12 protein-coding genes (1 of these 12 running past the window's edge) are annotated in these 13,866 nt (G+C 52.8%); 5 read left to right on the forward strand and 7 right to left on the reverse strand.

Translation table 11 applies throughout. The features are described from left to right. Both AC6I9Z_RS16410 and AC6I9Z_RS16415 read left to right on the forward strand, forming a co-directional pair. Nucleotides 1-759, forward strand: partial view of a lipopolysaccharide biosynthesis protein gene (locus tag AC6I9Z_RS16410; RefSeq protein WP_461459092.1) — the 3' portion only. 753 nt of this gene lie to the left of the window's left edge; only the last 759 of its 1,512 coding nucleotides appear in the window; its start codon lies beyond the left edge, outside the window; the stop codon is at nt 757-759. Between the two features lie 43 nt (nt 760-802). Beyond that, nucleotides 803-1,606 carry a sugar phosphate isomerase/epimerase family protein gene (locus AC6I9Z_RS16415; RefSeq protein WP_461459094.1) on the forward strand — a complete coding sequence of 268 codons (804 nt, stop codon included), beginning with the start codon at nt 803-805 and terminating at the stop codon, nt 1,604-1,606. A gap of 12 nt (nt 1,607-1,618) precedes the next feature. Here AC6I9Z_RS16415 and AC6I9Z_RS16420 read toward each other — a convergent pair whose 3' ends face one another. Further along, entirely contained in the window at nt 1,619-2,047 is a 429-nt protein-coding gene (locus tag AC6I9Z_RS16420) for a CBS domain-containing protein (RefSeq protein ID WP_109354065.1), read from the reverse strand. 141 nt (nt 2,048-2,188) lie between these two features. On the opposite strand from AC6I9Z_RS16420, the gene AC6I9Z_RS16425 reads away from it, so the two are divergent. Further along, nucleotides 2,189-2,488 carry a hypothetical protein gene (locus AC6I9Z_RS16425; RefSeq protein ID WP_461459097.1) on the forward strand — a complete coding sequence of 100 codons (300 nt, stop codon included), beginning with the start codon at nt 2,189-2,191 and terminating at the stop codon, nt 2,486-2,488. After that, nucleotides 2,481-2,897 carry an acyl-CoA thioesterase gene (locus AC6I9Z_RS16430; protein ID WP_461459098.1) on the forward strand — a complete coding sequence of 139 codons (417 nt, stop codon included), beginning with the start codon at nt 2,481-2,483 and terminating at the stop codon, nt 2,895-2,897. Before AC6I9Z_RS16425 ends, AC6I9Z_RS16430 begins: the two co-directional genes overlap by 8 nt. Nucleotides 2,898-2,928: 31 nt before the next feature. Here AC6I9Z_RS16430 and AC6I9Z_RS16435 read toward each other — a convergent pair whose 3' ends face one another. The 5 genes from AC6I9Z_RS16435 to AC6I9Z_RS16455 form a co-directional block, all read right to left on the reverse strand. After that, a complete protein-coding gene (locus AC6I9Z_RS16435) occupies nt 2,929-4,728 on the reverse strand; it encodes a CHASE2 domain-containing protein (protein ID WP_461459100.1) in 1,800 nt (599 codons plus the stop codon). Next, nucleotides 4,728-8,294, reverse strand: a complete 3,567-nt coding sequence (locus AC6I9Z_RS16440; protein ID WP_461459102.1) for a FecR domain-containing protein — start codon at nt 8,292-8,294, stop codon at nt 4,728-4,730. The genes AC6I9Z_RS16435 and AC6I9Z_RS16440 overlap by 1 nt, the downstream gene beginning before the upstream one ends. Nucleotides 8,295-8,556: 262 nt before the next feature. After that, the gene (locus AC6I9Z_RS16445; protein ID WP_461459104.1) at nt 8,557-10,077 is read right to left on the reverse strand and encodes a DUF4139 domain-containing protein; all 1,521 of its coding nucleotides are present in this window, start codon (nt 10,075-10,077) and stop codon (nt 8,557-8,559) included. An 86-nt stretch (nt 10,078-10,163) separates the two neighbouring features. Further along, nucleotides 10,164-11,543: a DUF4139 domain-containing protein gene (locus AC6I9Z_RS16450; RefSeq protein ID WP_461459106.1), complete on the reverse strand. Its 1,380-nt coding sequence runs from the start codon at nt 11,541-11,543 to the stop codon at nt 10,164-10,166. Nucleotides 11,544-11,883: 340 nt separating this feature from the next. Further along, nucleotides 11,884-12,198: a hypothetical protein gene (locus AC6I9Z_RS16455; RefSeq protein WP_461459108.1), complete on the reverse strand. Its 315-nt coding sequence runs from the start codon at nt 12,196-12,198 to the stop codon at nt 11,884-11,886. Between the two features lie 478 nt (nt 12,199-12,676). On the opposite strand from AC6I9Z_RS16455, the gene AC6I9Z_RS16460 reads away from it, so the two are divergent. Next, entirely contained in the window at nt 12,677-13,273 is a 597-nt protein-coding gene (locus AC6I9Z_RS16460; RefSeq protein WP_461459110.1) for a helix-turn-helix domain-containing protein, read from the forward strand. Between the two features lie 3 nt (nt 13,274-13,276). Here the strand turns inward: AC6I9Z_RS16460 and AC6I9Z_RS16465 are convergent, their stop codons facing one another. Next, complete coding sequence (locus tag AC6I9Z_RS16465; RefSeq protein WP_461459112.1) at nt 13,277-13,741, reverse strand: hypothetical protein; 465 nt, start codon at nt 13,739-13,741, stop codon at nt 13,277-13,279. Nucleotides 13,742-13,866 lie beyond the last annotated feature (125 nt).

Below are 13,866 nucleotides of genomic sequence, written 5' to 3' on the forward strand. Positions count from 1 at the left end.
GGTCTCTATGCTGAAGCTCTATTTCTCACGACGATCTTCGCCGCAAAATTTGTACCGCCTCTCAATGAAGTAGCATTCCCGGCCTATTCCCGTTTGCAGCACGATCCCAAGGCCTTGAGCTGGTCATTCCTCAAGGCCGTGCGTTTGATCATGTTGATCTCCTGCCCGTTATATCTCGGCATGTCAGTTACAGCAGCGCCCTTGGTCGGCAGCCTATTTGGTCCCAAATGGCTCGAAATGGCGCCTTTTGTAAGCATTCTAGCTTTGGCTATGCCGGTAATGACGCTGCAGATATTATTCGCCCCCGCAAATAACGCGGTCGGCAAACCCCAGATTACGGCCCGCGCTTCTTTCGTTGGGGCTATATTAATGCCAATCACCTTTATCATTGGCCTGCAATGGGGTGCCATTGGTCTCGCCTGGGGTTGGGTTGTTGCCTTCCCGCTGCTGACACTTTTCACTTTCTTTCAGTCTTACCGGCACATCGGAATCGGCGGCAGAGAGCTCGCTGCAGCAATTTGGCCTGGACTGTCGACTTCTATCGCAATGGCCGCAGTCGTTTATTTTGCTGACCAGTTTTTACCGGATATGACTGTTTATGCGCGGCTTGCAATATTGGTTGCAATAGGCGGCCTCGCCTATGTTGGTTTGCTATGGCTAATGGCCAAACCGACGCTGATGGAAGTTATCCAACTCATCTTCCGGAAAAAGTCCCCAGACCCAAAACCCGATGAGCAACCCACTGCAAGGCCCTCTTAAAAGCGCGCATTGTATTGAGACAGTCATTGGTTAGGCCAAGCCTATGGATCACATATTGTCTTTGGCTGCTGGTACTCTTCCAGAATTTCGGCCTAATCAAATCGCCGATGCAGCCGGGCAAGCAGGATTCAGCCATGTCGGCTTCACCATTGAACCCAAGCAGTGGACACCCGAACAAGCCAGAGCCACCATGGCGGCAATCAAACAGCATGGCCTATCTGTGCTTGATGTTGAGGTCGTATGGATTCCAGAAGGCGGGGAACTTACTGACGATCATCGCCTGATAGTAGATGCTGGAGCGGAGCTGGGCGCACCCAATATTCTGGTCGTCAGCGCAGAACCCAACCCGGACCGAACAGCGGCGGCATTGCATCAACTTTGCGAATGGGCTGCACCAGCCAATATCCGCGTGTCACTGGAATTCTTAATGATAACCGCAGTACAATCGCTTGATTCCGCTCTGGATATTGTAGCGCGATGCGATCACCCGGCAGCGGCTGTGCTGATCGACAGCTTGCATTTTCAACGCGCCGGTCATTCGGCAACCAGTCTGAAAGCTGTGGACGGCAACCTGCTAGCATATAGCCAGATCTGTGATGGCAACCTGCAGTGCTCCGATGATTTCGATTCCTATCTGGAAGATGCCATCGATTTGCGCAGCGTACCGGGAGAAGGCAGCTTACCGCTTGTTGACATATTGGCTGCCCTGCCCCCGGCAATCCCACTCAGTCTGGAAGTCCGGTCAAAAGCCTATCGCGACCGCTATCCCGATCCTGTCGCGCGCGCCACAGCAGTCCGAGAAAAGAGCCTTGCCTATTTTGATACTGTCGGAGTGTCGATCCGTTAGTCCTTCGACAGACTAAGCGCTTTGGATATAGTTGCGCATAGCCGCGGCTTCGCTCTCAATCTTGTCGATCCGGTACTTCACCAGATCGCCTATAGATATAAAGCCGACCAGCTTGTCATCTTCAACCACCGGCAAATGGCGGATACGGCGCTTGGTCATTAAAGACAGTGCTCCGATTGCGCTTTTTTGCAGGTCGACCGAAATAACATCAGCAGTCATCACTTCGGATACCGGCTTGTCCATCGCTGCTGCACCAAGGTCTTGCAGGCAATGCAGGACATCTCGCTCGGAAAAAATGCCTGCCACCCGATCTCCATCAAGAACAGGCAATGCCCCGATCCTTTTCTCGGCCAATATGGCAACAGCTTCGGCAACGCTATGGTTTGCCGAACAACTGAAGATCTGTCCTTCCCGTCCCTGCAATATAGCCTGTATCGTCATTTGCGCCCTCTTCCCATGCTTCGAAACATCCCTGATTCTCTATTATGTAACATTAACATAGCATATTTTTGCGGGAAGTTGGACTTGATGGCAAATCCAATAAGGTCCAAAGAGGGGATAATTCCAATGGAGATGTAAAAATTGCCCGGTCCATCGCAGCTAGATGATCCCCTATATGCCGGCATGGCTTGGTCGCGTTACTGGCGTCTGATGCGATGGATGAGCGCGCTCACGTTCGTATGTGTCGCAGTCGCATTAGGCCTTTTATATTATCTCCACGGGCTGGTTTCGGTTCATATGTATATAGCCGCAGCAGTGGGTGTCGGCTTCGCCCTGTTGTTGACAGCCGCCCTGATGGGACTCGTTTTCATGTCCAGTGGAACGGGGCATGACGACTGTATAGATGATCCGGTCAGCAAGGATATTTCGCCGGATGAGTGAGGAAGACCTGCGCAAACTAATCGCGCTACAACCGGTTTTGCGTGTTGCACCGCAGCCGCGCGATTTGAACAATAACGGTCATATATTTGGTGGCTGGGTTCTCTCGCAAATGGATATTGCTGGCGGCATAATGGCCGCGAGGGTCGCTCAGGGATCGACTGCCACGGTTGCGATTGAAGCGATGGAGTTCATCGCACCTATCCTGACCCGTGATATTGTTTCGGTTTATGCGCAGGTTGAGCGGATCGGCAACACGTCGGTTAGCCTGCGGATTGATGTTGTCGCTGAACGCAACCGAGGCGAAGAGCATGTCCCGGTAACCAGCGGACTATTTACCTTTGTGGCTCTGGACGAGCAGCATCGTCCCCGCCCTATCCCGGAAAGCTCAAAAACCAAATACGCCGCTTGAATGCAATTGAACGGCATTTCCGATATCTGGATCAGGGGTCATCGCACAAAGTATAGCTTGGCTCTGTCGCTGATCGCCCTTTAACCTGAATATCGGCCACCTTTCTGAAAGTCAGAGATGATGCCGCGCTAACGGTGGCTTGACCAATCAGGATATCGACACCCTGCTCATCACACTGTCCTTCAAGACGGGACGCGAGATTAACCGCATCGCCCAGCACAGAATAATCGAACCGGCGGTCCGATCCCATGTTGCCAACCACACAGGTCCCTGTGTTGATACCGATCCCCATCCTGATAAGCGGCACATCTGCCTCTTCAGGCAGCATTGCCTGGATTTTCCGATTGATATCCTCCATTTCTGCCAGCATCTCGCGTGCGGCTTCCAACGCATGCAGAGCATGGTCGGGATCATCAAGTGGCGCGTTCCAGAAGGCCATCACACAGTCGCCCATATATTTGTCGATAGTACCGCCATGGCGCAGGATGATATTGGACAGCGGTGTAAGGATCGCGTTGATCATTCGCGTCAACCCTTGCGGGTCGTCCTGCATCGCCTCTGAAATGGATGTGAAGCCGCGTATGTCGGAGAATAGTATGGTGAGCTCTCGGTTCACCCCACCAAGATTGAGCAGGCCCGGATCATCGGCAATTTTCTGAACCATTTCCGGTGCCAGATATTGACCAAATGCATTCTGTACTTCTCGTCCTCGTTTCTGCTCACCGGCAAAGTCGCGTGTCGCAATAGCCGCGACGCCTAGCACTAGTGCCACTGATGGTGCCACCGGTCCGACCCAGAAGCGTCCAAATTGCAGAAGTAGCCAGCTTGTACCGATCAAACCCAGTAGGGCCAGTGCCAGCAAGAGCGCCTTTCTCACCGGGGCCTTGGGGCGTGATACCGCCAGCGCAAACGCTGCTGCGATGGCAACAAATACCAGCGATAACCACTGCGGCGCAGGCGCGATGGATAGCCCGGACAGAATATTGTCAAAGATCGTCGCCTGAACTTCGATCCCAGGTGTCAGCTGGCGCGACCGCAATGTGTAGGCGGTTTCGAAGGCATCTATACCACCCGCAGCGATATCGGCATTGGTCTGCAACGCAAAGCCGACAATTACAATCTGGTCCTGCAGATAGTCAGACGGCAAATAAGTCGCGGGGTCCAGCGCCTGATAATAAGAAATAGTCGGATAGCTACCCGCCGGACCAAAGTGCTGGATTCGGCGTGGCGTCCGGTTTTCTGGCACAGTTTTTCCGGTCGTCATCTCGATCAGCTTGGCCATGAAGCCGTCGCTATAGAGCGGCATGTTGCGCAGTACCCCGTCGCCGTCCATCGACAGGCTCGCAATACCGGCTTGCGCGCCAGCTGCAATCAGCTCCGGCATGGGTTGGGTGCGGACCAATGTGCTGCCATACGGGCGTTCTATAATACTTTCATCAGCGGCCAGAATGATATCCGGCCCCATCGCATCGACCAGTGCCTGATCCTCGACGTCATCCGATGGTTCGGCAAAAAGCACGTCGAAGGCAATGGCCTTGGTCCCCGCCCCACGCAGTTGACGGATCAGCTCCGCATGTCGGGAACGTGGCCACGGCCATTGCTGGCCAATCGCGTCCATGCTTGGTTCGTCAATAGCAATCAGCGTAATCCCTGGCTGTTCTGGCACTACCGGCGCGGTGGTCGACAAATAGTCAAAGCTGCGCCCGTCAAGGTCTCTCATGAAGGTTGTCAGGCTGAGCGCTCCAACCAGCAGTGCGGCCACCGCAACCAGCAACAATCCAGACAGTCTGCGGTGCGGGGAAAGCATGGTTGTGATCCGTGGTTCGGCCATCAGAAGCGCACCTCCGCACCGGCGAGCACAGTAAATCGGGGCGCGGCAACACCAGTCGCTGAATCATAGCGTTTGTCGAGCAAGTTCAGCAGCGAAAGATTGAATGCAAGACGCCGATCCAGCGGCTCCCATTCCAGCCGCGCATCAACCAGTGTGACATCTTCGACAGGCAAGCTCAGATCGTCATCCTGTCCGCCAATATAACTGGCTGATACCGTCGCTTTCAGCCGGGTGGGTGCAGGCAGCGTCCAGACCAGAGAAGCCCGCGCGAAATGGCCGGGAACGAAGGGCAGTTGGTCACCGACTTCATAGGTGCAGCCAAACGTGAAATTCAAATCCGCCGTGGCGCAGCCGAAGGTCGGGCCAATCGCCTGGTTGACATTATCGCCAGAAACGAAGCTGCCCTCGATTGCGCTGTCCGTATAGGCATAGGAAGCGCGCAGCCCGATATTCCCGCCCAGCCATAAATTGGCTTCCCCGCTGATCCGTTTCACCGAAACAGGAAAACCGGTAATGTCGACGGGCAGATCAGGAACGGCATATTGCACAGCCTCCAGTTGCTGGTCTTGATATTCCACGGTCGTGAACAGGCGATCAGACCATTCGGCATCCCAGCGAACAATCACGCTGTCATTGCGGCTTTGGCGAAAGCTCGGTACAGAATTTGCCTGCAATCCAACCACGGCTGCTGGGCGGAAACTGAAATCGAACAATCCGCGGCTTTGGCGTAGGAAGGCAGCACGCAGCCAGTGGCCCTCTAAAGGCTCATAGGAAGCGCCAAATCGAAAGTTGAAAGGATAGCGCGTGTCCCCTGCGATTGTGCGGGCCGTCGCTTCTACTTGCCCCTGAAGCACCAATGGCTCAATCGGATGGTAGCGCAAATCGATATAGGCCCGAGCTTCTGTCGTTCGCAAATCGAACCGGGCTGGCGCTATACCCGGGGCAACGATGTCCTGCTCAAAATCGAAAACCGAGGTCACGTCGCGCGTGCGTACATCGCTCCATTCTGCGCCGATCCGTAGGTCCAGAGGGCCAAAACCTTTGGCATAATTGGCACTAAGATAACTAAAGGTAGCTCTGTTTTGCGCCAGTTGATCCCTGAACGGCAGCGTGCTCGTGGTGTCAATCGAGATGACGTTCAACTGCGACCGGCCAAAACCCGCCCCGATGGTGAGCTGATCACGATAGCCAAATTCGTGACTATATAATCCGAACAGAAAGTTCCTCTCCGCCTCGCGGTCTTCTTCCAGCGCAAAACTGTCATCCAGCAAGCCAAGAATATTAGTTTCGGACAGATCCGTATTGCGCTGTAACTCCCCATTCAAAACGAGGCTATCGGACGGGGTGAGCTCCAGCCCGAGATAGCCGCCGAAAAACAACCTCTCGCCGCCGCGGCGTCGCGAGAACGGGCTGATATCGGGACGCCGGCGATTGTCGGAAATATCAGTGTAGTTGCCGCGTAGCCAGATCGCTGTGGGCAGCGGTGCATCGAAAATAGTATCAAGCCCGCCGCTAAGCGCCTTCTCATTGCGTAAATTCTCATCCAGCAACGAAGCCCCGACAAAGGGTTCTATGAAATTACCATTGTCGAACCGCAAGCGCCGCGTTGAACTGGCAACACTCAAAGGGTCGAGAGCCACACCTTGCAGGAAGCTGGACAGCGCTTCAAAGCTCTCCCCTTCCCCATTATCTCCTGCGGCCTGCTGTGCATTAAAACTACCATCCGCATTTCGGATCAGGAAAGGACCCGGTGTTTGGTTGATCGCCTGATCAAAATAGCTGGATGGCGTGAAGCTGTCGAACACGCGGTCGGCATAATAGCGCCCCCAGCCTTCCAGATCGAGGAAACGGAAAGCCTGAGACACGAGGCTCCCAGTCTCACGATTCTCCGACAAGTTGACATATTCGCCGCCGCGCCCACGATAACGCGTCAAGGCTTCTCGTGCGTTCCGGATCGCGTCATCAGCCGCAAAATCCTGCAAAGCAACACCGGTCCGGGCAAGAGCTATGGCCGGATTAAAAGGATCAAGCCGGTCGGCCGCATCAAATTGCTGTTCGGCCAGACCGGTTTCGCCCATTTCATGATGCACCTGCGCTAGGCCCAGAAAACCCATGCCATAGTCCGGGTTATGCGCCGAAGCTGCCAAAGATGCCTCGAGCGCTTGGGCCAATCGATCCTTTCGCCGCCAATATTGTGCCAATGCATTGCCCGCCAGCGCATTGCCAGCGTCCATTTCCAGAGCCTTGTCGATTTCCGCTTTAGCGTCGGACAGCCTGTTTTGTTCCAGCAATATTTCTGCCCGCATGCTGATCAGTTCCGCATCATAGGGCCGTGCTGCAAGCGCTCGCGTCACCAGTCGGCTGGCTTCTTTCAACCCGCCAATGTGCATCCAGTTTTTCGCCTGCGATTTCAGGGCCGCAAAATCATCGGGGTCGTTCGCAAGAATGGGTTTCAGCAAGTCTCTTGCGGCCTTTGGCCTGCCGCCATAATCACGCAGCAAATCAGCGTCGCCGATCTTCAGCGACACGTCGTCGGGAAAGGTAGCGCGAGCAGCATCCATAGTGGCGAGCGCCGCATCGGCATCACCCAGCAACGCCTCAACATCTGCCTTGGCCCGATAAAGCGCGGCAGCATCCGGAAAAGCTTGAAGGCCCTCTTCCGCCGTTTCCTTTGCTGTCCTGAGGTCGCCATCATAGGCGGCAATCAGGGCAAGCGCCAGATAGCTCTCAGCCGTCGCATCAAGCATCGGCGGCGCGGCTTCTTCGCCCTGCTGTACCGCCGCGACATAACCGCCATATGTGCCGGTAGCCCGGTCGACCGGATCTTCGGATCGGGAAAGGTCATCAAAAAAACGGGCTGCGGTTTCCCAGTCCCCGCTGGCTGCTAACCGGCGCGCGCTAACGAAAGCTTCGCTATCATTACCGAGCAAATCCAGTCCGCTGGCCAGATTGACAAAATACAGCATCTGTTCGCGCCCGGTCGGGTTTGCGAGCAAGGTCCGTGTCGGTGCCTGGCCCCGCAGCACCGTGGCCGCTTGTCCCGCTTCGACGGTCAGTGATCCGGCATCGTTCGACAGTTCGACAGTGCCTGAGAAAACCTGCAGCCGGCTGGATTCCGCATCAGCATTGATAGCCCATTCTGTGCCGCGAATAGCCGCCGTTGCCGATGGCGTTTCGATGGACAGATTGGTTCTGTTGCGCGGGCTGCGGCCCCACGCGCGGCCGCGTTGTAGCGACAGAGAAGATTTGCCGGTTTTGCTAACCTGACGCACGACCATCACCGAGTTCCTGCCCAAGCGCACTTGCGTGCCATCGGCAAAAACAATGGCCAGCGTACCTGCCGCCTTGGTGCGCAGGACGTCTCCGGTCTTCAGGTCCTGCTGGCGCACGGCCCTTTGCCACGTCCTGCGTGGGAGCAAAGTTGCTTGTTCTCCGCCTTTTGTTGCCGTAATTTTTCCGGAGAGCGGCGCGGGACGTTTTACCGGCTGCGCCGCAATGGCTTCCGGAAAGACACTTTGCCCCAATGCCATAAGCAGGAAAAATGACAGAGTCCTCTGAAGTCTCACGATCTCTTGTGCCCCTAGATCCAGCGAATTTCACAAATGTTTGGCGGTGTCACTTACAATTTGCAATGACCGATATCACAAGAGGTAAAATAATTGGTCACCACACCAACACAGTGCCTAGAGCCGGGATGTTTTAAGGGCGCGCTACAGACGTTGACGGGGATTCATTTGTTTTGGGTATATTTAAATGAACGGCATCCCACATTCGCGCTGGGGACAGTCCTGAGAGAAATCGGCTTACATGTAATCCAGCAGATATTTACTATTTACGCACTACCCTATAGGTCAGGACGCGGTCGCTATTGGGCGGCACGGTTACTTTCCATAAATCCTTGCCATCCTTTCGGCCAAGTCTTTCGCTGAGCTTTCGTAGTTTATGGTCATCCTGGTGGTAGATTTTAATTTCAACCCGGGCTGGCGAACGCGACGCGTTGGTGATGGTGAGTTGCATGTCGGCAAAGCTTTCCCGTTTCGTATCAACTTCCTCAACGGATAACATCTTATAGCGAACCAGAGAGCTTTCGCCGATCGTGACCTCTACTTCTTCGTCAATTGCTTTATCGTCCAGACCCCCCTCTCCGAGCAATAGCCGTTCACCCGCTGCTGCTTTAAAGGCAACCATTTTGCCTGCAGGTAGGGCAAGTCCCAGGCCATCGCGTTTTTTGTTCTGGAAACGCAGCGTGGTTGCGAGCGGTGTGGGATCAGAATAACCGTTCGCCCAGATCTGCGCTTCGTAGATTTGCTCAAACGGGATCGCCGTCTTTTCAAACATCGCTACCTGTTTTTGGCTTTGTGAAGCTACAGTTACCGGAACGGGAATACGATAGAGCTTAAGGTCGCCGAGATCTTCTTGCTTCGCTTGGACCTTCCTGGCACTCACTCCCACCACATCGGCCGCTGATTCCATCATAGCCATGGGTGCGGGAAGCGGCCTGCCTGCAAAACGCGATTCCCTGCGCGCACGCTCAAACCGTTTCACCATGATGTCACTGGTTGTAGCTTGCGGCCAGCAACGCAGGGAAATCGCTCCGCCGGTTGCACGCGCTATATTATCACGCCCTTTATTCGGCTGTCCTGCAACAGTCTGGGTCCGCGCGTTCGCAAAAGTTGTTTCATCCCCATTGGCCAGCGTCACCCATGAAAACAGGTTCATCGTCTGACCGTCTGCACTGACGTCGGCGACATAATTGGCTTGCCAGTCAAAACCGGTGGCCAGATAAGACAGGGTCACAGTCGCTCGGGTGGCTGTCGCAACCTGGCTTTTAACCGACAGAGTCGGCTTGGCGGAAAGGCCTTCAGGAATGGATGGATAGACAATCGTCTCGTTGAATCCGGTACATTGCAGCGCTTCGAAGCCATCGGCTGTCTGCACCACGACACCGCCACTGGCGTCGGTCCGGATTTGTGCATCAAACTCCGTGGTCTGGCCAGTGACCGCGCTGGTCCGGCGAACGGTAACGCCCCGCCCCAGATAGCCATTGAGCAAAGCAGATGGTGACAGCAGCGCTGCGTCACGATTTTTCTCGATCACGCCATCCGGCAAGCCGGTAACAATTGCAGATTGCGGAATTATGCCGCCTGCCACGCCTTCAAAACGCAGGTCGATTTCTCCCGCAGGCAGTGTCACGGTTCGTTGTTCGGTGATCAGGGCATAACCGCCAAGATATCTTAGATTCATGCCACGGTCGCCGGTTCGGTTCGGATCGCGATAGACGGTCACCGAAACGGATGACGGACCATCGGATGTAACGACTTGGCGGTTGAAGTCTGTCTGGGCAGCCACGGGGGCCGCCAGAAGTGAAACCAACAGCAGAAGGACTCTCAAGTCGAGCCGGTTTAAAAGCCTTGGCATCAGCCCAGCGCCCCGTTCTAGAACCGTGTCTCGAAAGTCGCGGTTACGGTGGTTCGCCCATTTGCCGGTACAGGCACTTTCCAGACGATACTATTTGATGAACGCCGTTCGCTTTTCAGGCTTTCGTTAACGATCCGGGTATCACTCCAATAGAAATCTAGGCCGTCTTGGATGAGCGAAACAGTAACCGGCGTTGAGCGCGCATTAGTCAGCTCGTAGGACATGGCGCTGCGCCATTTTGTAGATGACAACCGTCGCCGTTCGGTAACGGTTGGCTTTACCTTCACATCAAACGCCTCACCAGTTTTGAGGCCAAGCTCAGACCCCATTGGCGTATGGCCAATTGTATTTTCACCGATAAATTGCGGCTGACCTGAGGCATCCTTCATGTAAACGCGCACGGTACCAGCTGGCAGTGCGTCACCAAGGCCGCCATCTGCCGACGCACTGAACTGCAATACAGTCGCGGCGCTTTGCGCCTCATTCTGGGAACCAAGCCAGCGATTAGTAAACTCATATGCCTTTTTTGCCGAAGCGCCGGTCACGTCGAGAAAACTGACTTGCTTGGTCTGCGCATTGGCAATCGTCGTTCGTGCCGCGAGAGGATAAAGGTAAAAGTCCCCGAGCGCTTCACGATTGGCGGATTCGGTTCCGGCGCGGCGGATATTGTTTCGGCGATTCGAGCTGCGCTGTCCGTTCACGCTGGGTGTTCCAGCCACCAGCAATGTTTTCGCGTCGTTGAATGTCGTACCGGTATTGTTGGTCAGAGTAACCCAGCCTTGCACATCCATTTTGCCGGCATTTTCATCAAACAAGGCGACATAGTCGGCTTTCCAACCCATGCCACCAGTTAGATAGCTGAGCTGCGCCGGGCGTGTGCCACTGCGCGTGCTGTTCAGTGTTACAGATAGCGTTGGGCGTGCCCGCAGATTGTTTGGAACTTTATCAAATATCACTCGCGTTGGCAGCCGGTCATCGCGCAGCACCTCGATCCGGCTACCAATTTGCAGAACCACACCGCCATTGGCAGCCAGCACCTTTGCGCGTTCCCTTGTTTCTTTTCCAGTCGCGGGGTTGATCCGCACGATTGTGACAGTTTCGCCAACCGCTTTTTCCATCAGCTTGGCGGGAGAGAGAAGATCATAATCGAAATTCTGTTCGACAATTCCAGTGTTGGCGGCGTTAAAGCCCACTGTTTCGGCTCTGATCTGTCCTGATACGCCTGGGAAAGTCTGTACAGATCGGCCGGAAGGAATATTGAGACGGCGCGTATCCTGCACCAGCGCGAGGTTATTATTATATATGGTTACCGCGATATCGCCTTGGCCGGAGGACTGGCTGATCGCCGGGGTTGCAAGGGTAGCCAGGGCCAGACCGGTAAAAGCAAGAAGCCGCATATTTTCTCTCTCCATCGTTCATATTGCACCGTTTAACGCTGCAAAAATGAATGTAGCTTAAACAGTTAGTCCATTGATGCTGAGGATCAGGATCAATCTGTCGGCTTGTAACAATTGTCTAGCTGCTTCAAATACCGCCTCCCTTTCTCATGATGCCCCAGTGTAAATCACGAAGTCCAATCACAAATTTGCCCTGAAATGAGAGGCAGGAAAACTGCGTGATAGAAGTGTTCCTGCCTCAAAAGATATTCATTGCTATGGATAAAACGAGCTAACGCTCGGGAAAGTCTGGACAGGGTGTTCGCACATGGTTTTTATCCACCATCATGAGAAAAGGTGGTCAGAGATATTCTGGATTTCCGGGAACTATTTTTGTGATGGTGCCAGCTGATCTTCCATTATCATCAATATATACATATGCACCCAGATGTTCGGCTATCTTGTAGTAACCATCAGTACCATCATGCCAACTTATCTTGTAGCCGGCATCTTTCATGGTCATCTCTCCCCTGAAAACAGTGGAATCCGAAGCCCTCAAATGAACTTCAGTATCGCTGGGATAATAGACAGAAACCTGTTTACGGTCTCCCACGTCAACATAATGGGTACGGCCGATCATTAACTCGGATAATATTTTGCGTTCAAACAAGATCATGGGGGTTTTCTCACTTTAACAATTACAAAGCACTTTTTTGATGCGATCAAATTAATTGCCATGCAAAATTTTGATCGAATGACAAAAAATGATCAATCTGTCGCTTCAAGCTTTCGATTGATCACCCTATATATACGCAGTCATGGTCACTCAAATAGGAAAAAAAAGCAGGGGCTAGTGGAATAAAAGGAATGAGTATTTATTTTAATCGTTTTATTTCAATACTTTAATGCCAATTAATTCAAAGCCAGATCGTATTCCTTAATCGGAAAAAATTCGAATTTTTTATTTTTTTGATTTTTAACAATAAGCAGTATCATTTCAAATACATTATATATCAAAATTTTTGATATGCAGTAATTATTGCTGAAAAGTAGTACTCTGGTGTTGTTGCTTTGTTATCTATGCCCTATCGTCGACTGGATTGCACAGTAGTCGTCTGCGACTTCGGTTTGATCGATGAACATGGATAAAAAATATGACTAAAGCCAAAGCTGACGGTACACCGTGGCCAGCTCCTGAGAAATCCATATTGCCGGTAGGCGAGCGTATCAAGACTCGGCGAAAGGAGTTGAAAATGACGCTCCAGGAACTAGCCACCGAGTCCGGATTATCGGCGCCTTTCATTTCTCAAGCTGAGCGCAACCTAACCATTCCCTCGCTTGTGTCCTTGCTGGCTTTGGCAGAAGCACTGTCTGTCGATTTGAATTATTTTATGACCATCCCGAATAGCGAGACTATTGTTAATCGCGCGGACGCGCCTCGCAGAATTGAAGCTGATTCACCGGTTGAATATTTTGACCTTTCTTCTCAATTCGAAGGGCGACGAATGGACGTCATGTTGATTCATATCCCTCCAGGATATACTTTTGTCACAGAACAGAGGAATGGCGAGCATTTTCGCTTTGTCGTTGAAGGCGAGATTCATGCAACCGCTGGCGATATCGATACCATCATGCGCGCTGGCGACAGTATGCACTTTGATTCACGCTTGCCGCACACAGTGGGGAATCGCTCGAAAGAAAAGGCTATTTTGCTTTACGCCGGTTCGCCGAGCTTGTTCAAAAAAGAATGAAGATCAGCTCTCTTTAGCTTCCGTCGCTCTTTGGGGCTTAAGAACGTCCAGTGTCATATATTGGGTACCAAGCGTCTTTTTTGATTTTCTAAAAATTTCTTCCAACTGATCTAGCCCCTTTTGCGTCAGACACGCATAGCCTATTTCATCATCAACACCGACATGTTCCAGGTAAAGAAACTCGTCTTCTATTAGCATATCGATATAGCGCAACAGGTTTGGAGGAACACTGCTGAACTTACTTTCAGATATTGATATTTTTACCTTCTTGCCCGTCTTTTGCGCCTCGTAAAGTTCCAGCAGAATATCCCAGATATCAACGCTGAAATATTGGACAGGAAACGATTGATTACACTCCCGCCTCAGACTCAGGACGAGCTGCGACAAGCTGAGTTGTTCAAAACTTTTGGTCGATTGACCGTTCTCAATACGCCCAAGCAGTGTCTCCATTCTGTCTAGAATCGCCATAAGATCTGCTGACACTTGGTTCATAGGCTGACGCTTAAGACTTCAATATTGCCTTCCTGATCGATATATTCGGAAGAGGTTTGTCTTAAAAATGCCCCCTATTTTATGAAGCTATGCTGCTGATG

This window comes from Parasphingorhabdus sp., assembly GCF_059726685.1.

What these genes read in the sequence shown, in the direction of transcription:
- AC6I9Z_RS16415 (WP_461459094.1), top strand. Translation starts at nt 803, where the DNA reads ATGGATCACATATTGTCTTTGGCTGCTGGTACTCTTCCAGAATTTCGG.
- AC6I9Z_RS16420 (WP_109354065.1), bottom strand. Translation starts at nt 2,047, where the DNA reads ATGACGATACAGGCTATATTGCAGGGACGGGAAGGACAGATCTTCAGT.
- AC6I9Z_RS16430 (WP_461459098.1), top strand. Translation starts at nt 2,481, where the DNA reads ATGAGTGAGGAAGACCTGCGCAAACTAATCGCGCTACAACCGGTTTTG.
- AC6I9Z_RS16435 (WP_461459100.1), bottom strand. Translation starts at nt 4,728, where the DNA reads ATGGCCGAACCACGGATCACAACCATGCTTTCCCCGCACCGCAGACTG.
- AC6I9Z_RS16450 (WP_461459106.1), bottom strand. Translation starts at nt 11,543, where the DNA reads ATGCGGCTTCTTGCTTTTACCGGTCTGGCCCTGGCTACCCTTGCAACC.
- AC6I9Z_RS16455 (WP_461459108.1), bottom strand. Translation starts at nt 12,198, where the DNA reads ATGATCTTGTTTGAACGCAAAATATTATCCGAGTTAATGATCGGCCGT.
- AC6I9Z_RS16460 (WP_461459110.1), top strand. Translation starts at nt 12,677, where the DNA reads ATGACTAAAGCCAAAGCTGACGGTACACCGTGGCCAGCTCCTGAGAAA.
- AC6I9Z_RS16465 (WP_461459112.1), bottom strand. Translation starts at nt 13,741, where the DNA reads ATGGCGATTCTAGACAGAATGGAGACACTGCTTGGGCGTATTGAGAAC.